Below are 22,125 nucleotides of genomic sequence, written 5' to 3' on the forward strand. Positions count from 1 at the left end.
CGGCCGGGGCAATTGCCAAAGCCGTCCAGAATGGTTATGGTATCCACATGAAAGCGCTCATGATTTTTTCAAGTCTGCTCACACCCCATTGAGCCCCCGCCCTCGCCCCTGACCGCGAGTCGTTCGGGGGCACCGCCTGTGCGATCTCTTTACAGCCTCTGACTTTTTCGACCGACCAGCCTGCCCGCCATCCTGGTCCTGTCCGCCATTGATAAGGAATGCCCTATGAAACAACCTCATCTCGTGATCTCCAGCCTGGATCTGGATCGCATCGAACAGTTGCTCGGCAACCATCCCCAGCACCTGGCCCTGCAAGAGGAGCTGGATCGCGCCGAGATCCGCGAGCCCGCCGACATGCCGCCGGACGTGGTGACCATGAACAGCACGGTGCGCTTCAAGATGCAAAACAGCGGCTCCGAGTTCTGCCTGACCCTGGTCTATCCGAAGGATGCCCAGGGGGACGAATCCAAGATCTCGGTGCTGGCACCGGTCGGCAGCGCCCTGCTGGGCCTGAAGGTGGGTGACAGCATCGCCTGGCCAGGTCCCGCCGGTCGCACCATCCAGGTCGAGATCCTGGAAGTGGTCTACCAGCCGGAGCGGGCGGGCGAGCTGCACCGCTAGTCGCCGCGGACGCGCGTCAGCCTCGGGCGGCGCGTCCCTTGCTGAGTGGCCAGGCGCCTGTCCTCCTGATCCCGATCAAGCTTTGGGTGCACGTCGCCACTTATCTTGGTCACTCTTTGCCCTCCCCCTTGAGCCTGACCTCGGCCACGGGTATCTTGTTGGCCGCGCCAGCACCCTGGCCGCAGATTTCAGGCTGACATCATGATAAAAATTGCCCTCATCGACGATCACCAGATCGTCCGCTCCGGCTTCGCCCAACTGCTCAATCTCGAACCCGATCTGCGGGTCGTTGCCGAATTCGGCAGCGCCGCCGAGGCGCTGGCGGGCCTGCCCGGCAGCGGCGTCCAGCTGTGCGTGTGTGACATCTCCATGCCGGATCAGTCCGGGCTGGAGCTGCTCAAGCGCCTGCCCGCCGGCCTCGCCGTGGTGATGCTGTCGGTGCACGACAGCCCGGCGCTGATCGAGCAGGCGCTGCAGGCGGGGGCCAAGGGCTTTCTCTCCAAGCGCTGCAGCCCGGAGGAGCTGATCGCCGCGGTGCGCACCGCCGCCCACGGCGGCTGCTACCTGACCCCGGACATCGCCCACAAGCTCGCCAGCCACAGCCGGGATCCCCTCACCAACAGAGAGCGGGAGGTGGCACAGCTGCTGGCCCACGGGCTGGAGGTGAAGGCCATCGCCGAGCAGCTCGGGCTCTCCCCCAAGACGGTGCACGTCCACCGCGCCAACCTGATGGACAAACTCCAGGTCAGCAACAACGTGGAGCTGGCCCACCGCATGCTGGACAGCTGGTGATCCCCCGCCTTGCCAGCTATGTCACCATCTCGCTGGCGGCCTGCTTCATCTTCGCCGCCGGCTGGTTCTGCCTGTGGAGCATCGGCCTGCACCTGGCGGGCGGCCCGGTGCTGGCGGTGCTGCTGTTCCCGTTCGGGCTGCGGCTCGGCTTGCTGCTGCAAAGCCCCCTCGCCTACTGGCCGCCCTTGCTGCTGTGTGAAACCCTGCTGCTCTATTGGCTCGACGGCGAGATAGGCCTGCCAGCCTGGCCGCTGATCCAGGCCGGCACCCTGCTCACCCTGCTGCCGCTGCTCATCGCCCGCCGCCAGCGGGTGCGCAACGACTGGCAACAGCTGCTGGTGCTGCTGGCCACAGTCACGGCGGCGGCGCTGCTGCAATCCCTGCTCTGGCACCTGGCCGGGGAGGATGGGCTCACCGCCCTGCTGCTGACCCTGACCGGCGGCCTGACCCTCACCTCCACCTGCATGCTGATCTGGCACTACCTCACCCGCGCCACCTGGGTGCCGCTCGGCCCGGCGCTGATCGATCAGCCGGTGGACTGGCGCTTTCGCCACCTCATCTGGTACCTGCTGCTGTTCGTGCTCAGCCTCTGGCTGCAGCTCGGTCTGCCGGACTCGCTGATGCGCTTCACCCCCTTCTGCCTCGCCATTCCCATCATGGCCATGGCCTGGCGTTACGGCTGGCAGGGCGCCCTGCTCGCCACCCTGATGAACACGGTGGCGCTGATGGCGGGCCAGGCCTGGCACGATCACCCGCTGGACCTGCTGCTCTCCCTGCTGGCCCAGAGCCTGACCGGCCTGCTGCTCGGCGCCGGCATCCAGCGCCAGCGCGAGCTGAACCAGGCGCTGACCCGCCAGCTCGCCCACAACCGCCAACTCACCGAGCGGCTGCTGGAGACCGAGGAGAGCATCCGCAAGGAGGTGGCCCGCGAGCTGCACGACGACATAGGCCAGACCATCACCGCCATCCGCACCCAGGCGGGGATAGTGCGCCGGCTGGCGCCTGACAACCCTGGGGTCGGCCAGAGCAGCGCCCTCATCGATACGTTGTCGCTCGGCATCTATGACGCCGTGCGCGGCCTGCTCGGCCGGCTGCGTCCCCGCCAGCTCGACGACATGAGCCTGGAGCAGGCGGTGCAGAGCCTGCTGCGGGAGCTGGAGCTGGAACGCCACGGCATAGTCACCCGGCTCGAATGGCGGCTGGCGGACGAGGATCTCTCCGATGCCCAGCGGGCCACCCTGTTCCGGGTCTGCCAGGAGGGGCTCAACAACGTGGTGAAGCACGCCAACGCCAGCTCGGTCCGCATTAGCGCCCAGCAGCAGGGGGAGCGGTTGCAACTGCTGCTGGAAGACGACGGCTGCGGCCTGCCCGAGCAGACGGCCCAGGGCTACGGCCTGCTCGGCATCCGCGAGCGGGTGCAGGCGCTGGGGGGCAACTTGCAGCTCTCCTGCCTCCACGGCACCCAGCTGACCCTGAGCCTGCCCAGCCGCAAGCGAGACGAGCCCCATGCGTAACGACCCACTCCGGACGAGCCCAGTACCATGCTGAACTTTATGAAGAGCCGCCCGGCCGCCCCCCTGGTGCGGGATCAGCGCGAGATCGATGCCAGTTATCGCCACTGGCGCCTGCACATCTTGCTGACCATGTATCTGGGCTACGCGGTGTTCTACTTCACCCGCAAGAGCTTCAACTTCGCCATGCCGGACATGCTGGCGAGCGGCATCCTGGACAAGGCCGACATCGGCATGCTGTGGACCCTGTTCTACCTCACCTACGGCTGCTCCAAGTTCTTCTCCGGCATCATCAGCGACAGGGCCAACCCCCGTTACTTTATGGGGCTGGGGCTGATGGCGACCGGGGTCATCAACATACTGTTCGGCCTCTCCTCGTCGCTCTGGCTGTTCGCGGCACTCTGGGTCGCCAACGCCTTCTTCCAGGGCTGGGGCTGGCCCCCCTGCTCCAAGCTGCTGACCAGCTGGTATTCGCGCACCGAGCGCGGCTTCTGGTGGTCGGCCTGGAACACGGCCCACAACGTGGGCGGCGCCCTGATCCCGCTCATCGTCAGCACCATAGCCCTGCAGCATGGCTGGCGCTACGGCATGATAGTGCCGGGGCTCATCGCCATACTGGTCGGGCTGATCCTGTGCTGGCGACTGCGGGATACCCCGAGCACCCTGGGGCTGCCCACGGTCGGCGAGTGGCGAAGCGATGCGCTGGAGATAGCCCAGCAGACCCAGGATGCCGATCTGACGCCGCGCCAGATCCTGCGCAAATACGTGCTCGGCAACCCCTACATCTGGCTGCTGGCCTGCTGCTACGTGCTGGTCTACGTGGTGCGCACCGCCATCAACGACTGGGGCAACCTCTACATGACGGAGCAGCGCGGCTTCAACCTGATGAGCGCCAACTCCGCCATCTCCATGTTCGAGGTGGGGGGCTTTATCGGCGCCCTGGTGGCGGGCTGGGGATCGGACAAGCTGTTCAACGGCAACCGGGGACCGATGAACCTCATCTTCGCGGTGGGGATACTGCTGGCGGTGGGATCGCTCTGGCTGATGCCCTTCTTCAGCTACGTGATGCAGGCGGCCTGCTTCTTCACCATCGGCTTCTTCGTGTTCGGCCCGCAGATGCTGATCGGCATGGCCGCCGCCGAGTGCTCCCACAAGGATTGCGCCGGGGCCGCCACCGGCTTCGTCGGCCTGTTCGCCTACATGGGGGCGGCGCTGGCGGGCTATCCCCTGGCCAAGGTGATGGAGATCTGGCACTGGAACGGCTTCTTCGTGGTGATCTCGGTGGCGGCCGGGGTCTCAGCCCTGTTGCTGCTGCCCTTCCTCAAAGCCCAAGCGCCACGCACCCTCGTCGCCGCGCCGGACTGAGCTGAGCTGGACGGGGCGGCCGGGAGCCCGACCCCGTGGCGGCTGCACTTCTTCAAACTCAAGGCCCAGCGTGCCCTGGCTACCGAGCGAATGTGAATAACGACCCGAGTCAGGCGTTCTGGCAGACCCGGTTCTTGCCGCTGCGCTTGGCCTGATAGAGCGCCCGATCGGCCTGACTGAACAGGGTGTCGAAGTGCCAGCCCTGGGTGCAAGGCGCCAGCCCCAGGCTGGCGGTCACGCCTATGCCATCCAGCGCCAGTGTCGCCACCCCCTGCCGGATCTGCTCGCAACGGGCCTGTTGGGCAGTCGCCTCGACCTGTGGCAGCAGCAACACAAACTCCTCGCCACCGAAGCGGCTCGCCACCAGATCCCGCTGGCCCGCCAGATAAGTCCCCACCGCCGCCAGCACTCTGTCTCCCGCCTCATGGCCGTGGCGATCGTTGATCTGCTTGAAGTCGTCCAGATCCAGCACCACCAGTGCGCCGCGTCTGGATGCCTTGGCGCAGCGCGCCATGAAGCCCCGCCGATTGAGCAGGCCGGTCAGGGGATCCTGGCTGGCCTGCTGGCGCAGTGCCAGGGCCCGGTACTGGGTACAGAGCAACAACACCCCGAAGGTGGAGAGATAGTTGCCCATCAGCATGGAGAGGAAGGGCAGCACGTTGACCGCATGCTGATCCATCAGCACCCGCACCTCGCCGCTGAGCAGGGCCCCCATGCGCACCAGGTTGAAGCCATATAGCAGTATGTTGACCACGGTAAACACCAGCACCGCGGGCAGGTAGGCCGGATAGCCGTGGCGCCAGATGAGCAGGACGATCACCGCCCCCAGCACCATGTAGCTCAAACAGGCCAGCAGCACCCTGGGCGCCATCTCGTCGTTGAACAGCACGCTCCAGCTCAACAACAGCACATAGACCACCATGAACGCCGCGAATGCCCGCCAGCTCGGCGCCTTGTCAAAGAAGCGCTGCAAGGCCAGCGGCATCAGGGCGATGCAGAGGGTGATCAGCAGATTGGCGAGCCAGATCCCCGTCATGTTGGGCATGAAGGCTTGCAGGAAGAACAGGGACTGGGCCGCCAGGGCGCACAGGCTGGACCACCACCAGAGCCCGAGGCCCGGGATCTCCCTGTGGGTCAGCCAGATGATGGAGAGGGTGATGAAACCCAGGGCGTAGCCCCCGAGGGCCATCAGCATCAGGGTGAACACATCCAGTTTGAGCAGTATTGAGGCGTCCATACCCAGGCCTTCCGATGAGGATGGCTGAGTATATTGGAAGCCCATGACAAGACACAGAGGGAGCCATCCTTCCCGATGAAATAATTTTCCGGGTCTCCACCGCCAGGGGAAAGAGGGAGAGAAATTCAACGACGGGTGGCGATAAGCGAGTCCATTTGATTCCCGTTTGTCGGGGAAAAGGGCGCAAAGTGCCCCGCGCAAACTTTTGCACTTGAACCCACGCCATTAGATAGATATGTTGTTTTCATGTGGTTTTATGAGCCAAGCCGCGAGGAAAAAGTCCCACTAACTTATTGAGTCTTCTGGCACAATCAACTTTTGGTACATTTTTCACTCAGCCGACCATTCATAGAATCTCATATGGGGCTTTTGCCCGACCCAAGACAATAATCCTGTCTTGCCTGTTGCCGGATGCAGCAGTCTCTTGTGCCATGGAGTCGCACGGGAGCAGGTTCAAGGCCGAACACACTTTTCGACAGAGACGTCACTTATGATCAAAAAACTCATTCTCTCTACCCTGCTGCTGTGCGGGCTGGCCAACGCCGCGCCCAGCTCTACCCTGGATGCCGTGCTGGAGCGCGGTGTGCTGCGGGTCGGCTTCGATGCCGGCTATCAACCCTTCGAGATGACCAACAAGCAGGGCCAATACATCGGCTTTGACGTGGATCTTGCCAAAATGGTCGCCAAGGAGATGGGGGTCAAGGTGGAATTCGTCAACACCGCCTGGGATGGCATCATCCCGGCCCTCTTGACCGACAAGTTCGACGTCATCATGGGTGGCATGACGGTCACCCCCCAACGCAACCTGCGCGTCAACTTCGCCGACCCCTACATCGTCGTTGGTCAGACCATAGTGCTGCGCAAGGACAAGGCGGGCGAGATCAAGTCCTTCAGCGATCTGAACGATCCCAAGTACAAGATCGCGGTCAAACTCGGCACCACCGGCGAGCAAGCGGTCAAGCGCATGATCCCGAAAGCCACCCTGCTGCAGTTTGAAACCCAGGACGACGCCAAGCTGGAAGTGATCAACGGCAAGGTGGATGCCTTCATCTACGACCTGCCCTACAACGCCATCTTCGCGTCCCAGAACAAGGGCGCCGTGGTGCACCTGGACAAGCCGTTCACCTTCGAACCCCTGGCCTGGGCCATCCGCAAGGGTGATCAGGACACCCTCAACTGGCTGAACAACTACCTGCGCCAAATCAAGGGCGACGGCAGCTACGACCGTCTCTACAAGAAATGGTTTGAGTCCAACACCTGGCTCAACCAGCTGAAATAACCTCTCAAGGGGCGGCTTGCCGCCCCTTCACGCAGATGATCCCCACACAATAACTACAAAGAGGTTGCGACAGTGCACAACCCAACAAGACAGATGGAAAAACAACCCAACCGGCTGCTCTGGCACGGCGTCTTCCTGCTGATGCTGCTGGTCGCCGTCTTCGGCATCTACAAGGCCGTGCAGGCCGTGGATTACACCTGGCGCTGGGAACGCATTCCCCAGTACATCGCCTACCAGGCCGAACAGAAACAGTACGCAGAATTTGACGGCACAGTGGTGGCTGGCACCACCGCCGCAGAGAAGGGCCAGCTCTTCCTGCAAGACGATCTCGATGCCAAGCACCGTCAGGCCATCGCCGCCAAGGGCGCCCAGGTTGCCGAAGGGGATACCGTCTTCCAGGGCGACACCCTGGACACCCAACTGAGCTGGACCGCCGGCCCCATCGCCTGGGGCGTCTGGGTCACGGTCAAGCTTTCCCTGGTCGCGGGCGTCTTCGCCATCCTGCTCGGCACCCTGGCCGGCCTCGCCCGCCTCTCCCCCAATCCCGCCCTTCGCAACCTGGCGGTCACCTATGTGGAGCTCATTCGCGGCACTCCGCTGCTGGTGCAGATCTTCATCGTCTATTTCTTTATCGGCACTGTGCTCAACCTCGACAGATTCACCGCCGGGGTAGCGGCGCTGGCCGTCTTCACCGGCGCCTATGTGGCCGAAATCGTGCGCGCCGGCATCAGCTCCATCCACAAGGGGCAGATGGAGGCGGGCCGCAGCCTTGGCATGACCTCGGCCCAGACCATGCGCTACGTTATCCTGCCCCAGGCGTTCAAGCGGGTCTTGCCCCCCCTGGCGGGCCAGTTCATCAACCTGATCAAGGACTCTTCACTGGTCTCGGTCATCTCCATCACGGATCTCACCAAGGCCGGGCGTGAGGTGGTCAGCTCCACCTTCAGCCCGTTCGAGGTATGGTTCACCGTGGCCCTGCTCTACCTGGTGCTCACAGGCACCCTCTCCTTCCTGGTACGCCGTCTCGAGGTGAAATATGCGAAAAGCAACTAACCCCCATTATCCGAGCTCGGCAAGAATCGAATCATTCTGCTACGACCGGCACGCCCTGCAGGAGTCGAGACATCCTGCTGCGACCGGCACGCCCCGCGCCTTCCTGATCCATCAGCTGGAGGTGAAACATGCGAAAGGCAACTAACCCCATCATCAAAGCCCGACAGGAGTCGAGAAGTTCTGCTGTGACCGGCACGCCCCGCGCCTGCCTGGTCCATCAGCTGGAGGTGAAACATGCGAAAAGCCACTGATCCCATCATCAAGGCGACGGCGGTCGAGAAGTTCTACGGCAGCGAAGTGCACGCCCTCAAGAACGTCAGCACCCAGGTAGCGGAGGGGGAAGTGGTGGTGATCGTCGGGCCGAGCGGCTCTGGCAAGTCCACCTTCCTGCGCACCCTCAATCAGCTCGAGACCATCAACGACGGCGACATCTGGGTCGATGGCATCTGCCTGACCGAGCCCGGCGACGTCAACAAGCTGCGTGAAGAGGTGGGCATGGTGTTCCAGTCCTTCAACCTCTTCCCCCACCTCAACGTGCTGGAGAACATCAGCCTCGCCCCCCAGAAGGTGCGGGGACTCTCCCGCAAGGAGGCCGAGGACAGATCCAAGGCGCTGCTGCTCAAGGTCGGGCTGTCAAACAAGGCCGCGAGCTACCCGTCCCAGCTCTCCGGCGGCCAGCAGCAACGGGTGGCCATCGCCAGGGCGCTCGCCATGCAGCCGCGCATCATGCTGTTTGACGAGCCCACCAGCGCGCTGGATCCCGAGATGGTGGGCGAGGTGCTGGACGTGATGAAGGGGCTGGCCCGCGAGGGCATGACCATGGTGGTGGTGACCCACGAGATGGGCTTCGCCCGGGAAGTGGCGGACAGAGTGCTGTTTATGGAGAGCGGCGAGCTGCTGGTGGATGAGAAACCCAGCGACTTCTTCGACAATCCCCCCTCCCCGCGGCTGCGCCAGTTCCTGAGTCAGGTGCTGTAATCCTGCGAATCAACTAACAAAAGAGGGAGCTCAGGCTCCCTCCTCTCATTCAGACGGCTCCAGGCCACCTTGCCATCAGAAGCGGTAGCGGCTCATCAGCCCCACATAGTGGGCCTCTGGCAACACGACCGGCGCCAATAGCCAGCGATCCGTGCTGTAGGCCCCCACCGCCGCGCCCAGCGCATTGGCACCCGCATCCAGGGCCGAGAAGTCACCGCGACCCGTTGCCCGCTCGATGAGTTCTCCGGCGATGCCGATGCCGGTGGAGACGCCAAACCCTATCCAGCCCCTGTGCTCCCGATAGCCATAGTGATCCGCGATGGCCGTAAAGCCCGCCCCCATGGCCGCGCCGCCGGCAAAATGACTCAACTCGCTGTTGAAACTGTCATTGGCCCCTGCACTCGCGGTCAACAGGCTGAGCATGACGCAAACATGGTTTGCTCTCATCCTCTCCTCCTCAGCTGACATCATGCCGCTTTTGGCGCCACCCACTCGCGCGCCTTCTCTTCCAGTGTATGTGAGGATCCCGTCGGGAGAGGGCGGTGGGCCCGTCGCCACCTAGGTCATGAAATGTTAATGAATTTTTAAATTCATTCGGTATGCTGGGAGCCAACTGGTCCAACCGGATAGCTCACATGGATGTGCAACTGCTGCTGCTCTACCTCTCCCCCGTCTTTCTGGCCTTCATCGGCTGGGAGATGCTCTATTTGCGCAAGCACGGTGCAGCCTTCCCCACCGCCGGCTACCAATGGCGGGACCTGTTCGCCAATGCCTCCCTGGCGCTGATGCATCAGGGAGGGGATGCGCTGGCGGCCATCGCCATCGCCTACCTCTACGACGGGCTCTGGGGTTGGCGGCTGCTGGACATAGAGCTCAATGTCTGGAGCCTGCTGCTGCTGTTTCTGCTGCAGGATCTCTGCTACTGGCTGTTCCACTTCGCCAGCCACCATGTGCGCTGGCTCTGGGCCTCCCACGTGGTGCATCACAGCTCGGAGCGACTCAATCTCTCTACCGCCTTTCGCCAGAGCCTGATGTACCCCATCTCCGGCATGTGGCTGTTCTGGATCCCCATGATCCTCATCGGCTTCCCGCCAGAGGCCGTGGTGACCACAGTGCTGCTGAGCCTGGGTTTCCAGTTCTTCGTTCACACCCAGGTAGTGGGCAAGCTTGGCCGACTGGAGTGGATCCTCAATACCCCCTCCCACCACAGGGTGCATCACGCCAGCAATGCCAAGTACATAGACCGCAACTTCGCCGGGGTGCTGATCATCTGGGACAGGCTGTTTGGCACCTTCGTGGAAGAAGATCCCGCCGAGCCCTGCCGTTTCGGCATCACCAAGCCCATCCGCAGCTTCAACCCGCTCATCCTCACCTTCCACGAGTGGCGCGACATGCTGCGCGAGGCACGAGGCCTACCCTGGCGAGAGAAGCTCAAGGTGCTGTTTGGCAAGCCGGCAGGCCCTGCCGCGTCCTGAGCAAGCGCTGCGCACCCAATGAATGAGGCCACCCAAGGGTGGCCTCATCGCTTGTCCGGTCATGACGGCTTATCGCCCCGCCAGCACCCGCTTGGTCTGTTTGACCCAGTCGGAGACACGCCCCTGCTGGGGGAAGCCTTGCCAGACCTGCTCCCACTGCGCCGGGCTCAGGGGCCGGCCCAAGCGGCGCTGCACCCCGGCATAGAGGTAGTCGTGGGCCGTGGTGCGGGCCTGGGCGGAGGTGAGGAACTTGGAGACGGGATCGGTGAGGCGCACATCCCGCATGCCGAGCAGCGGGTAGTCGCTGTGCACCGCCGCCAGCATGGTCTCACGCATGGCGGACTCGATGTAGCCGCGGGCAAACAGGGCGGTCACCGACTCCAGAGAGCCCTGATCCGGCCCCTGATACTCTTCATCGAAGACCGGGCTCGGCTCTGCCACGGCGCTTTGCACCACGGCATCGGGATCCGGCTGGGGGACCACCACCGCGGCCTGGGGGGCAACGGGCTTGGGCGTGGCGGCAGGCTTGCGCGGGGCACTCTGGCTACAGGCCCCCAAGGCGAGGGCCAGCGCCACACAGCCGAGCGCACGGGAATAAGACGGCATCTTCATGACTCCTGAACGACCTTCTCGGTCACTATGGTTTCCATTCATGGGTTCCACTCCGGTGGTCAGCGGCAAATCCCGACCTGGCCACCCCTTCACACTTGTCGGCTGCACATCTTATCGAAAAATGGCCCATACAGGGCCATTTTTATCTCGAGGCAGCCCGATGATCAGACCGCGGGGTGTGACTCCGGCCCCGACTTGTCGGTGCTGACGGGCTCGACCCGGGTGACCAGCAGCTGATCGATCTTGTAGCTGTCGATGTCGACGACTTCGAACTTGTAGCCCGCGTATTTCACCGAGTCGGTGCGCTTGGGGATCTTGCGCAACATGAACATGATGAAGCCGGCGATGGTCTCGTAGTTCTGGTTCCCCGGGAACTCCTCGATGTCGAAGGCCCGCATCACGTCGGAGATGGGGGTCACTCCATCCACCAGCCAGGAGTTCTCGTCCCGCTGCACTATCTGCTCTTCCATCGCATGAGTGGCCCATTCCCCCATGACGGTGCTCATCAGGTCGTTCATGGTGACGATGCCCACCACCAGGGCGTATTCGTTCATCACCACGGCGAAGTCGCCCCGATGATTCTTGAAGTACTCCATCGCCTCGTAGAGGTTCAGGGTGTCGGGGATGATGATGACGTTCTGCACCAGGGAGCCGCTGTTGAGATCGATGCTCTGGCCGCTGATGACGCGGATCAACAGTTCTTTCGCATCGACGAAGCCCTTGATGCTGTCGAGATTGTGATCGCACACCAGGAATTTGTTGTGGGGGTGCTCGGCGATCTTGGCCTTGATACTCTCTTCACCTTCCTGCAGGGTGAAGTAGATGAGGCTCTCGCGGGCCGTCATGGCGGAGGTGACGCCGAGGGACTGCAACTCGAACACGTTCTCGATGAGCTGATGCTCCTCGCGCTGGATGACCCCCGCCTCGGCACCCGCATCCATCACCGCATAGATGTCGTCGGAGGTGATCTCGTCGTTGCGGATCATGGAGACCCGCAGCAGGCGGAACAGCGCGTTCGCCATGCCGTTGAAGAACCACACCAGCGGCATCAGCAGGGTCACGCACAGCAGCATGGGGCGCACTACCACCACGGCAACCCGCTCCGGCATGCTCATGGCCAGACGCTTGGGCATCAGGTCTGCGATCAGGATAAAGAGGCTGGTGACGACCACGAAGGAGACGACCGAGCTCAGCTGGGAGAGCCAGGGACCTTGATAGAAGCCGGCGATGAAGGTCTTGATGGCCGGGTTCAGGGCTGATTCGCCCAAGACGCCGCCCAGGATGGCGACGGTGTTGAGGCCAATCTGCACCACGGTGAAGAAATTACCCGGCTGGGCCTGCAGCGCCAGCACTTTTTCGGCATGGCGGTTTCCCTCGTCGGCCATCACCTGCAATTTAATCTTGCGGGAGGCGGCGAGAGAGATCTCGGAGAGGGAGAAGAACACGCTGCCGGCGACCAGCAGCATCAAAAAGAATAAACTATCGGCAAAACTCATGATTAACCTATTGCGACAGCCGCCTTAGCACAAGACGGCAAACTGGGCCCGGGATACCAGACCGTGAGTCCATCCGGGACTCACACAGGGGCAGTATTCTAGCAGAAAAGCGCCCATTGGGTGGCGTTATCTTAACCTGTCGCCCAATGCAACAAAAAAGGCGCTCAACGCGCCTTTTTATTCATTTCTGGTTCAATGCTTGCCGAGCAGATCGCTCAGTTCGTCCGCCTTGGTATGGCGTACGTCCTTGCCCTTGACGTAGTAGACGATGTATTCGCAGATGTGCTGGCAACGGTCGCCGACCCGCTCGATGGCCCGCGCCGCCCACAGCACGTTCAGCACCTGGGGTATGGTGCGCGGATCCTCCATCATGTAGGTCATCAGCTCGCGGATGATGGACTCGTACTCCCGATCCACCTTGTCATCTTCCTTGTAGACGGCGATGGCCGCCTCCAGATCCATGCGGGCGAAGGCGTCGAGCACGTCGTGCAGCATCTTGATGGTGCGGCGGCCCATGTTCTCGAGCGACACCAACGGCGGCTGCGGCTTGTTGGCGTTGTCGGTCAGCATGCGGGCGATCTTGTCCGCCACGTCGCCGATGCGCTCCAGATCCGTGATGGTCTTGATGATGGCCATCACCAGTCGCAGGTCGGACGCGGTCGGCTGACGCTTGGCGATGATGCGGGTGCACTCCTCGTCGATGGCCACTTCCATGGCGTTGACCTTATGGTCGTTGGCCACTATCTTGCGCGCCGCGTCCAGATCCTGGATGTGGATGGCCGAGATGGCGTCGGTCAGCTGCTGCTCCACCAGGCCACCCATCACCAGCACCTGATTGCGTACGTTCTCCAGCTCGGCATTGAACTGACCGGAGATGTGTTTATTGAGGTTCATATTGTCCATACAAATAATCCTTATGCTCCGATTATGCCTTAGCCACTGAACTGACCGCTAATGTGTTCGCTGAAATTCACGCTGTTCATACCACTCTTTCCCTCACCCCTTAGCCGTAACGACCTGTGATGTAGTCTTCGGTCTTCTTCTTGGCCGGAGTGGTGAAGATGGTGTTGGTGTTCGAGTACTCGATGAGCTCGCCCATGTACATGAAGGCGGTCTGATCCGACACCCGCGCCGCCTGTTGCATGTTGTGGGTGACGATGACCACGGTGAACTGGCTCTTGAGCTCGTTGATCAGCTCCTCGATGGTGAGGGTGGAGATGGGATCCAGCGCCGAGGTCGGTTCATCGAGCAGCAGCACTTCCGGCTCGATGGCGATGGCCCGGGCGATCACCAGCCGCTGTTGCTGACCACCGGACAGGCCAAACGCATTGTCATGCAGCCGATCCTTCACCTCTTCCCACAGCGCGGCGCCGCGCAGTGAACGCTCGGCGGCCTCATCCAGGGTACGGCGGTCGTTGATGCCCTGCAGGCGCAGGCCATAGACCACGTTCTCGTAGATGGACTTGGGGAAGGGGTTAGGACGCTGGAACACCATGCCCACCTGACGGCGCAGGGCGGAGACATCCACCCCCTTGTCATAGATGTTGTGGCCGTGCAGCTGGATCTCCCCCTCGATGCGGCAGATCTCCACCAGATCGTTCATCCGGTTGATGCAGCGCAGCAGGGTCGACTTGCCACAGCCGGACGGGCCGATGAAGGCGGTCACCTGCCCTTTCGGGATCTTCATGTTGACGTTGAACAGCGCCTGCTTGTTGCCGTAATACAGGTTGAGATCCTTGACCTCGAGCGCGGTCTGTTCCGGGCTCAGATTGAGCAAGTCCAGGGCGGTATGCTGGGTCGAAGTCGGTGTTACGTTGATCATCTGTTACCTCAATCGGTTCAAGGTGGCCGGATGCACTCCGGCGACCATCATGCTGTTGATGGCGGCCGCTGGCCGCGCATCTCTTGTCTCTGGGGTGGCCGGATTAATGCTCCAGCGACCGGAATTTCTCGCGCAGGTGGTTACGAATACCGATAGCCGTCAGGTTCAGGCCGACGATCACCGTCACCAGCAGGAAGGAGGTGGCATACACCAGCGGCCGCGCCGCCTCGACGTTCGGGCTCTGGAAGCCCACATCGTAGATGTGGAAGCCCAGATGCATGAACTTGCGCTCCACGTGCAGGTACGGGAAGTTGCCATCCATCGGCAACGTGGGAGCAAGCTTCACCACCCCCACCAGCATCAGCGGTGCCACTTCACCCGCCGCGCGCGCTATCGCCAGGATAAGGCCGGTCATGATGGCCGGGCTCGCCATGGGCAGCACGATGCGCCACAGGGTCTCGGCCTGGGTGGCACCCAGTGCCAGGGAGCCTTGACGAATGGTGCTCGGGATCCGCGCCAGCCCCTCTTCGGTGGAGACGATCACCACCGGCAGGGTCAGGATGGCCAGGGTCAGCGCCGACCAGATGACGCCGGGGGAACCAAAGGTCGGGCTCGGCAGCGCTTCCGGGTAGAACAGCTGGTCTAACGAACCACCGAGCGTGTAGACGAAGAAACCCAGGCCGAACACGCCGTACACGATGGAGGGCACGCCCGCCAGGTTGATCACCGCGATGCGGATGATCTTGGTCAGGCTGTTCTTGCCCGCGTACTCGTGCAGGTAGACGGCCGCCACCACCCCCAGCGGAGTCACGATGATCGCCATCAGCAGCACCATGAACACGGTGCCGAAGATGGCCGGGAAGACGCCGCCCTCGGTGTTGGCCTCACGGGGATCGTCGGAGACGAACTTGCCAATCTGATGGAACCAGTGTCCCACCTTGGCCGGCAGGCTCATGTCGTTGGGCCAGACCACGTCCAATACCTTGGACATGGGCATGGTGACCAGCTCGCCGCGCATATCCTTGACGACGATGCTGTCCCTGTCCGCCTGACTGCGCAGGGAGAACAGCTCCTTCTCCAGCCCCTGGTAACGTTCGCCCAGCGCCTGGCGCTCGGCGGCCAGCTGGGATTTCAGCTGATCGGTCAGCTTGCCATCCAGCTCGGCCTTGCGCTCCTTGAGGCGCAGCTTCTCGAGCTGATAGTTGATGCTGCCGATGTCACCCTTTTGCAGGTCGTTGGCCTGTTCGGAAAGCGCGTTGGCCCGAGCCAGCACCCGCTGCAGCGCAGGGTGCAGATCCGACGTCAGCTCCTTGCCATCTTCCTTCACCGAGGTGATGTAGCCGTAGAAGTTGCCGTTGGTGGTGCGTTCCACCATGGCGAGCTCGGCCGGCAGGGTGCGGGACTTGATGTCGGTCTCCAGCACCCAGCGGAAATCGAGGTCGACGAATTCACGGTTGCCGGTCTTGACCAGATAACGGGTCAACAGCTCGCGCTCTTCCCCGGCCAGCGCCTGGCCGGCGGCACGCAGCCGCTCAACCGGCACCTCTTCGCGATCGTTGATCTCGCCGATCAGCACGCTCTTGTTGCCGGCCGCGTCTTCCAGCTGCCACTCATAGATGGGGTGCGGCCAGAAGTAGACCAGACCACGCCAGCCGATCAGCAGCAACAGACCCAGTACGGCCACCAGACTCAGGCTGACGGCGCCGCCTGTCATCCAGATCCAGGGGGCCCCTGATTTAAACCACTTACCCATTGTTGATTCCTTGTCCATATACAGAACGCCGCTTTTTAATAGAACGGCTCATTACAGAGAGCTGTATTTTTCGCGCAACCGCTGACGAATGAACTCGGCCAGGGTGTTGAACATAAAGGTGAATACAAACAGGACGAAGGCCGCGAGGAACAGTACCCGGTAGTGGGAACTGCCCACTTCCGACTCCGGCATCTCCACCGCGATGTTCGCCGCCAGGGTGCGCAGCCCCTGGAACATGGAGAAGTCCATGATGGGGGTATTACCGGTCGCCATCAGCACTATCATGGTCTCGCCCACGGCGCGGCCAAGGCCCATCATCACCGCCGAGAAGATGCCCGGACTCGCGGTCAGGATCACCACCCGGCTCAGGGTCTGCCAGGGAGTGGCACCGAGTGCCAGGGACCCTTGAGTGAGGTGCTTGGGCACAGAGAACACCGCATCCTCGGCGATGGAGAAGATGGTGGGTATGACCGCGAAGCCCATGGCGATGCCGACCACCAGGGAGTTGCGCTGGTCAAACTTGATGCCCATCTCGTGGGTCAGCCAGATGCGGGAATCCCCGTGCATGAAGGCGTTTTCGATGAGCGGGCTCAGGGCGAAGGCCCCCCAGCCGATGAACAGCAGCACCGGAATGAGCAGGATGGCGTGCCAGCCCTCTGGCAGCCACAAGCGGCCACGCTCCGGCAGGTAGTTCCAGACCAGCGCCGTCAGCAACATGCCCATGGGCAGCAGGATCAGCAGCAGGATCACCCCGGGTAGCGCCCCTTCGATGATGGGAGCGAGCCAGAGACCGGCCAGGAAGCCCAGTATCACGGTCGGCAGCGCCGCCATGATTTCCACCGTCGGCTTGACGTACTTGCGCAGGCCCGCCGACATGAAGTAGGCGGTGTAGATGGCACCGGCCACGCCGAGGGGCACCGCGAACAGCATGGCGTAGAAGGAGGCCTTGAGGGTCCCGAACACCAGGGGCACCAGGCTCAGCTTGGCTTCGAAGTCGTTGCTTGCGGAGGTGGACTGCCACACGTATTGCGGCTCGGGATAGCCTTCGTACCACACCTGCTGCCACAGCGCCGACCAGGTCACCTCGGGGTGATCATTCTCGACGGAGAACAGCTTGAAGTTGTTCTCCTGCTGCGCCAGCAGCAGATTGTGACGCGGGGAGATGGCCAGGGCCGCCATGGCACCGCCTTCGACCTTCTCGCTCAGCAGCTTGGTCTCGCCGGTGGCGTGGAAGAAGTTGACGGTACCGTCCTTGGCGCTGCTGATGAAGCCCTTGCGGAAGTGCTCAGGGGTCAGCAAGTCGACCGGGCCATCATTCTTGAAGTCACGAATTTGGGTGAATGCACGTTTGCCATCTTTGGCCACCTCGAACCACTGGGAGATGACGCCATTGTCATTGCCCACCAGTAGGGAAGAGGCGCCGGAGAGCAGCGCGACCTGGGTCACGTTGGCGTTCGGAGCATTGATCTCCATGACGTCGCGCAGGGAGATGTCATCCAGGTTGTGGATGTCATAGACCGACAGGCGGTTGCCCTCGCGCACGAACAGGATGCGCAGATTGGGGGTCAGCAACATCTGATCCACCTGGCGCGGCAGGGAGGGTATGGCGTAGTTCTGGCTGCTCCACTCTACTTCCCCGGAGAGGAAGTTCTCCTCACCGCTCAGCACCGCCATCACACCACGGCCATCTTCGGTCACGGCGGCGGCGGCCATCTTGTCCTTGGTCGCCTCGAACACCATGCGTTGCAGCGCCTTGCCCTGTGGATCGAGCACCATGGGCTCTTCACCGAAGGGATATTGCAGGCTTGGCTCGATGACGCGCACGTCGTTGGGATAGGAGACCTTGAAATAGGGCTGAACGACCAGCGCCTTGCCATCGGCAAAGCCGTAGGCGATCAGCTTCTGGCCGGGGGCCGGCGTCGCGACCGCGCTGATGTTGCCGGGGATCTGGGTCTGACCCAGTACCTGACCTACCTTGAGGTTGCCATCGGCTTGCACCACGAAGAAGCTGACCTCTCCCTTGTCGCTGAAGCGGTAACCTATCTCGTTTTGCTCCTCGACGCCGAGCCAGGCGGTCTTGCCCTGCACCGGCAGCGTGAAGGAAGAGGTCGCGTCCATGCTGGCGCCATTGAAGATGGGCTTCACCACATAGAGCAGGTAGAAGAATATAAGCAGCAAGGCCACCAGTACCAGACCACCCCCAGTGGTGACTCCGTACTTGGCCAGTTTGTCCTTGATCCGGCGTTTTCTACTGCCCGCCATGACCAGGTTGATCGATTCCGATGACATGCAAAACCTCAATGTGAGCTAGGCTTGGCGGCATTATATGGCGGTTGCATGACAGTTTTGTTACATCGGACGCGATGAAACGCAGGTTCTTTCAAGGACAAACAAGGCTGGACCCATCTCGGTGAGAGAGCGCCAACCGCTTGTTTATATAAGGTATTTAAAAGGGAGTAGGACAGGATGGCGGACGCCCCCCTGCGGGAGTCAGGCGGGCGTGTCGCTCGCGGGTTGTGATGCCAGTTTCTGCGCCTTCTTCTCGGCCCGGCGCCGTTTGAAAAAAGCCGACAGCTGGGCCGAGCAGGCATCCGCCAGCACATCCCCACAGAGCTCGACCCTGTGGTTGTGGCGGGGATCCTGCAGGATCTCGAACACCGAGCCCGCCGCCCCCGTCTTGAGATCCCGGGCGCCGAACACCACCCGCTTGACGCGGCTGTGGATGAGGGCGCCGGCGCACATGCAGCAGGGCTCGAGGGTCACATAGAGCACGGTATCGAGCAGCCGGTAGTTTTGCAGCCGGGTGCCGGCGGCGCGGATCGCCATGATCTCCGCATGGGCGCAGGCGTCATGCTCGCTGATGGAGCGATTCCAGCCCTCGCCTATCACCTCGTCCCCCAGCACCAGCACGGCCCCCACCGGGATCTCGCCGATCCCTTCGGCCTTGCTGGCCAGCGCCATGGCGTGGCGCATCCAGCGCTCGTCCTGGGTGATCTGCATCTCGGCTGCGTTCTTCTGAGTTGGCTCCACGGCCGTTCCTCTCATTTATCTGTATTCATCATCAAAGACGGCCCTGCCCGCTCGGCCCGGATCCAGGGCCACCGGCACCGGGCGAGGTGGGCGGCGATTATGCCAAATCTCTCGCCCGGGCCCAAGTCGCACTTCCCCGTGAAACGGAGGGGCTGCGCAATAAAGAAGCAGTCGGCATCTGTCTGATAAAAAAGGAGTTGCACCCAGTTGTTCATATCATTAGACTCCCTTCCGTCAGCTCGAACTGACCTCGTCGGTGTGTAGCGCAGCCAGGTAGCGCATCTGCATGGGGTGTAGAGGGTCGGAGGTTCGAATCCTCTCACACCGACCATTTTCCCCGAAAATAGCCCAGTCTCGTGACTGGGCTATTTTTTTGTCTGCATCTCTCCCTCGCTATCTTCTTCTCTTATTCCCTTCTTTACACCCGCATCCTGCTGCCATCGACCGCAAACACAGCATTGGCATGTTTTTTATACAGAACCACTTGAAGCTTTTATAAAGTGCCGCTAGGATACGCAACTTTTCCGCCGGCCATGCATACAGGGAGGTGGATATTCGGGTGAGGGAGTCACCGACCGGCTTGCAATCCAATGAGGCAAGCACCCATGACGCAAGCAGTTGATACTCAACCCGACCAGCCCCTTCTCTCGCCCTCCCATCCCGCGCTCGAGTCCGGTGATGCCGAAGGCGGCAGCATGGTACGCCTTGATGTGATCGATCTCGCCGCCCCGGACGAGGACTACTGAGGCGAAGAAGGCCTCCCCCTCTCCCATCAACGCCGCGGATGAAGGGCCGGTTTTGTTGTCCGGCACCGCTTCTTGAATCCCGCCAAATCACCGCCGACAAAAAATAACCATAAAATGCTGGTTAATTAGATATTATCGGTATAATTCACTGGTCACATACCTACCTCCGGCTCCCCTGCCCCTTCGACTCCTTGATACAAACCTACGTTATTGCGCGTCATTTCAACCCTGGGTGCGCCAGCCCCTCCCTATCCACGGATCTCGCCATCAAGTTTTAAACAACAGTTCGCCAGCCAACCTTGCTGGGCGCTAGATAACGACTGCATTCGCAGAATGAATTTCATACAGATGTTTTCGCAAAGCCTGGAGTAAGGTCGGGATTTGTTTTTGCATTGGTAATTTTATTACGTAATTTATTACATTTTTGCTGCTCGACACGGCGCTCATTCTGCCCACCAGGCGAGGGGAATAACCAAGAGCATAACCATCTACGTAGAGCTTTTATGCTAATCAGGTAAATCCATTAAAAACATAAACTTAAATACCGCTCGAAAACAGCTGTTTTAAAAATCAGGTTGACGGGCCGGACAAACTTTTGCACCTTATGAGTCGTGTTACCCCGCTGTTACGGGGAGTTTAATGAAAACAGGAATCGACGTTAGTCGTAGTTAATAAGTTCAAAATGTAACTTTCAAAGGAGTGAACCCTATGTCGGCACCGGCCCAGACCATCAGCAGCAGCCGTCTGCGCATTCAAGGCGAGATGCTTCCCGAGTACGCGCACATCCTGACGCCGGATGCGGTGGCCCTGGTATCCGAACTGGTGGAACGCTTCGCCCCCCAGCGCAACGAACTGCTGAAGCAGCGGGTCGCCCGTCAGGCCCGCATCGATGGGGGGGAACTCCCCGATTTTCTGCCGGAAACCGCCCATATTCGCGAGAGCCAGTGGGCAGTGCGTGGCATCCCCGCCGATCTGCAGGACCGCCGTGTGGAGATCACCGGACCGGTCGAGCGCAAGATGGTGATCAACGCCCTCAACGCCAACGTGAAAGTGTTCATGGCGGACTTCGAGGACTCTCTGGCGCCGGCCTGGAATAAGGTGATCGAGGGTCAGATCAACCTGCGTGATGCCGTCAACGGCACCATCTCCTACCAGAATCCCGAGGGCAAGGCTTATACCCTCAAGGCCGATCCCGCCGTGCTCATCTGCCGGGTGCGCGGCCTGCACCTACCGGAGAAGCACGTCACCTTCGACGGTGACCCCATCCCAGGCGGCCTGTTCGACTTCGCACTCTACTTCCTGCACAACCACAAGGCGCTGCTGGCCAAGGGCTCAGGCCCCTACTTCTATATACCCAAGCTGCAGAGCCACCTGGAGGGTCGCTGGTGGAGCGAGGTGTTCGCCTGGACCGAAGACAAGTTCGGCCTGCCCCGCGGCACCATCAAGGCCACGGTCCTCATCGAGACCCTGCCTGCAGTGTTCGAGATGGACGAGCTGCTCTATCAGATGAAGGATCACATAGTCGCGCTCAACTGCGGCCGCTGGGACTACATCTTCAGCTACATCAAGACCCTGAAGAACCACCCGGATCGCGTCCTGCCGGACAGGCAGGTAGTCACCATGGACAAACCTTTCCTGAGCGCCTACTCGCGCCTGCTGATCAAGACCTGCCACCGCCGCGGCGCCCTGGCCATGGGCGGCATGGCCGCCTTCATCCCGGCCAAGGATCCGGCGGTGAACGCCGAGGTCTTCGCCAAGGTGAAAGCGGACAAGGAGCGGGAGGCAAACAACGGTCACGACGGCACCTGGGTGGCTCACCCCGGCCTCGCCGATACCGCCATGGCGGTGTTCAACGCCGCCATCCCGGCTGGCGCCAGGAACCAGATCGGGGTGCTGCGTGAACAGGATGCCCCCATCACCGCCGCCGAGCTGCTGGCTCCCTGCGAGGGTGAGCGCACCGAGGCCGGCATGCGCACCAATATCCGGGTCGCCCTGCAATATCTGGAGGCCTGGATCGGCGGCAACGGCTGCGTGCCCATCTACGGTCTGATGGAAGACGCGGCCACCGCCGAGATCTCCCGCACCTCCATCTGGCAGTGGATCCGCCACGGCAAGAGCCTCTCCAACGGCAAGGTGGTGACCAAGGCGCTGTTCCGCCAGATGCTGGCCGAGGAGCAGGAGGTGGTCAAAGCCGAGCTGGGCGATGCCCGCTGGCAGGCCGGTCGCTTTGCCGAGGCGAGCGAGCTGATGGAGCAGATCACCTGCGCCGACACCCTGATCGATTTTCTGACGCTGCCCGGTTACGAGCGGCTCTGAATCCGGGCCCCGGGCGGGGCTCGTCCATAACAAATCAAT

The 22,125-nt window shown here is 61.8% G+C and carries 19 protein-coding genes and 1 tRNA gene; 11 read left to right on the plus strand and 9 right to left on the minus strand.

What is annotated here, in order from left to right:
* Positions 1 to 225: 225 nt before the first annotated feature.
* The 4 genes from rnk to MM194_RS07680 all read left to right on the plus strand — a co-directional run bounded on the left by rnk (position 226) and on the right by MM194_RS07680 (position 4,289).
* The gene (gene rnk, locus MM194_RS07665; RefSeq protein WP_033131171.1) at positions 226 to 621 is read left to right on the plus strand and encodes a nucleoside diphosphate kinase regulator; all 396 of its coding nucleotides are present in this window, start codon (positions 226 to 228) and stop codon (positions 619 to 621) included.
* A gap of 201 nt (positions 622 to 822) precedes the next feature.
* Complete coding sequence (gene uhpA, locus MM194_RS07670) at positions 823 to 1,413, plus strand: transcriptional regulator UhpA (protein WP_111910095.1); 591 nt, start codon at positions 823 to 825, stop codon at positions 1,411 to 1,413.
* Positions 1,410 to 2,927: a signal transduction histidine-protein kinase/phosphatase UhpB gene (uhpB, locus tag MM194_RS07675; RefSeq protein ID WP_241343227.1), complete on the plus strand. Its 1,518-nt coding sequence runs from the start codon at positions 1,410 to 1,412 to the stop codon at positions 2,925 to 2,927. The genes uhpA and uhpB overlap by 4 nt, the downstream gene beginning before the upstream one ends.
* A 27-nt stretch (positions 2,928 to 2,954) precedes the next feature.
* Positions 2,955 to 4,289 carry an MFS transporter gene (locus MM194_RS07680; RefSeq protein ID WP_033131168.1) on the plus strand — a complete coding sequence of 445 codons (1,335 nt, stop codon included), beginning with the start codon at positions 2,955 to 2,957 and terminating at the stop codon, positions 4,287 to 4,289.
* Positions 4,290 to 4,398: 109 nt separating this feature from the next.
* On the opposite strand, the gene MM194_RS07685 is transcribed toward MM194_RS07680, so the two are convergent.
* Complete coding sequence (locus MM194_RS07685) at positions 4,399 to 5,526, minus strand: GGDEF domain-containing protein (protein WP_033131225.1); 1,128 nt, start codon at positions 5,524 to 5,526, stop codon at positions 4,399 to 4,401.
* Positions 5,527 to 6,016: 490 nt separating this feature from the next.
* On the opposite strand from MM194_RS07685, the gene MM194_RS07690 reads away from it, so the two are divergent.
* The 3 genes from MM194_RS07690 (at position 6,017) to MM194_RS07700 (ending at position 8,836) form a co-directional block, all read left to right on the plus strand.
* Positions 6,017 to 6,805, plus strand: coding sequence for a transporter substrate-binding domain-containing protein (locus MM194_RS07690; RefSeq protein ID WP_033131167.1), 789 nt, complete (start codon positions 6,017 to 6,019; stop codon positions 6,803 to 6,805).
* 93 nt (positions 6,806 to 6,898) lie between these two features.
* Entirely contained in the window at positions 6,899 to 7,858 is a 960-nt protein-coding gene (locus tag MM194_RS07695; protein WP_241343228.1) for an amino acid ABC transporter permease, read from the plus strand.
* Between the two features lie 234 nt (positions 7,859 to 8,092).
* A complete protein-coding gene (locus tag MM194_RS07700) occupies positions 8,093 to 8,836 on the plus strand; it encodes an amino acid ABC transporter ATP-binding protein (RefSeq protein ID WP_033131165.1) in 744 nt (247 codons plus the stop codon).
* 75 nt (positions 8,837 to 8,911) lie between these two features.
* Here the strand turns inward: MM194_RS07700 and MM194_RS07705 are convergent, their stop codons facing one another.
* Complete coding sequence (locus tag MM194_RS07705; protein ID WP_033131164.1) at positions 8,912 to 9,283, minus strand: hypothetical protein; 372 nt, start codon at positions 9,281 to 9,283, stop codon at positions 8,912 to 8,914.
* Positions 9,284 to 9,471: 188 nt separating this feature from the next.
* Between MM194_RS07705 and MM194_RS07710 the strand changes: the two genes are divergently transcribed.
* Positions 9,472 to 10,311, plus strand: coding sequence for a sterol desaturase family protein (locus tag MM194_RS07710; protein ID WP_241343229.1), 840 nt, complete (start codon positions 9,472 to 9,474; stop codon positions 10,309 to 10,311).
* Positions 10,312 to 10,380: 69 nt separating this feature from the next.
* Here the strand turns inward: MM194_RS07710 and MM194_RS07715 are convergent, their stop codons facing one another.
* The 7 genes from MM194_RS07715 to tadA all read right to left on the minus strand — a co-directional run bounded on the left by MM194_RS07715 (position 10,381) and on the right by tadA (position 18,994).
* Positions 10,381 to 10,923 carry a hypothetical protein gene (locus MM194_RS07715; protein WP_033131163.1) on the minus strand — a complete coding sequence of 181 codons (543 nt, stop codon included), beginning with the start codon at positions 10,921 to 10,923 and terminating at the stop codon, positions 10,381 to 10,383.
* A 164-nt stretch (positions 10,924 to 11,087) separates the two neighbouring features.
* Positions 11,088 to 12,419, minus strand: a complete 1,332-nt coding sequence (locus tag MM194_RS07720; protein WP_241343230.1) for a hemolysin family protein — start codon at positions 12,417 to 12,419, stop codon at positions 11,088 to 11,090.
* 192 nt (positions 12,420 to 12,611) lie between these two features.
* Positions 12,612 to 13,322 carry a phosphate signaling complex protein PhoU gene (gene phoU, locus MM194_RS07725; protein ID WP_025327511.1) on the minus strand — a complete coding sequence of 237 codons (711 nt, stop codon included), beginning with the start codon at positions 13,320 to 13,322 and terminating at the stop codon, positions 12,612 to 12,614.
* Positions 13,323 to 13,422: 100 nt separating this feature from the next.
* The gene (pstB, locus tag MM194_RS07730) at positions 13,423 to 14,241 is read right to left on the minus strand and encodes a phosphate ABC transporter ATP-binding protein PstB (RefSeq protein ID WP_033131161.1); all 819 of its coding nucleotides are present in this window, start codon (positions 14,239 to 14,241) and stop codon (positions 13,423 to 13,425) included.
* A 103-nt stretch (positions 14,242 to 14,344) separates the two neighbouring features.
* Entirely contained in the window at positions 14,345 to 15,994 is a 1,650-nt protein-coding gene (gene pstA / locus MM194_RS07735) for a phosphate ABC transporter permease PstA (RefSeq protein WP_033131160.1), read from the minus strand.
* Positions 15,995 to 16,045: 51 nt separating this feature from the next.
* Positions 16,046 to 18,283: an ABC transporter permease subunit gene (locus MM194_RS07740; protein WP_033131159.1), complete on the minus strand. Its 2,238-nt coding sequence runs from the start codon at positions 18,281 to 18,283 to the stop codon at positions 16,046 to 16,048.
* A 201-nt stretch (positions 18,284 to 18,484) separates the two neighbouring features.
* A complete protein-coding gene (gene tadA / locus MM194_RS07745; RefSeq protein ID WP_277605075.1) occupies positions 18,485 to 18,994 on the minus strand; it encodes a tRNA adenosine(34) deaminase TadA in 510 nt (169 codons plus the stop codon).
* Positions 18,995 to 19,278: 284 nt separating this feature from the next.
* On the opposite strand from tadA, the gene MM194_RS07750 reads away from it, so the two are divergent.
* The 3 genes from MM194_RS07750 (at position 19,279) to aceB (ending at position 22,086) form a co-directional block, all read left to right on the plus strand.
* A tRNA-Pro gene (locus tag MM194_RS07750) sits at positions 19,279 to 19,355 on the plus strand.
* Positions 19,356 to 19,629: 274 nt separating this feature from the next.
* Positions 19,630 to 19,770 carry a hypothetical protein gene (locus tag MM194_RS07755; protein WP_193354273.1) on the plus strand — a complete coding sequence of 47 codons (141 nt, stop codon included), beginning with the start codon at positions 19,630 to 19,632 and terminating at the stop codon, positions 19,768 to 19,770.
* Between the two features lie 708 nt (positions 19,771 to 20,478).
* On the plus strand, positions 20,479 to 22,086 hold the full coding sequence (gene aceB / locus MM194_RS07760) for a malate synthase A (protein ID WP_241343231.1): 1,608 nt from the start codon (positions 20,479 to 20,481) through the stop codon (positions 22,084 to 22,086).
* Positions 22,087 to 22,125: the final 39 nt, after the last annotated feature.

Source organism: Aeromonas sp. MR16, assembly GCF_022549315.1.
GTDB lineage: Bacteria > Pseudomonadota > Gammaproteobacteria > Enterobacterales > Aeromonadaceae > Aeromonas > Aeromonas aquatica.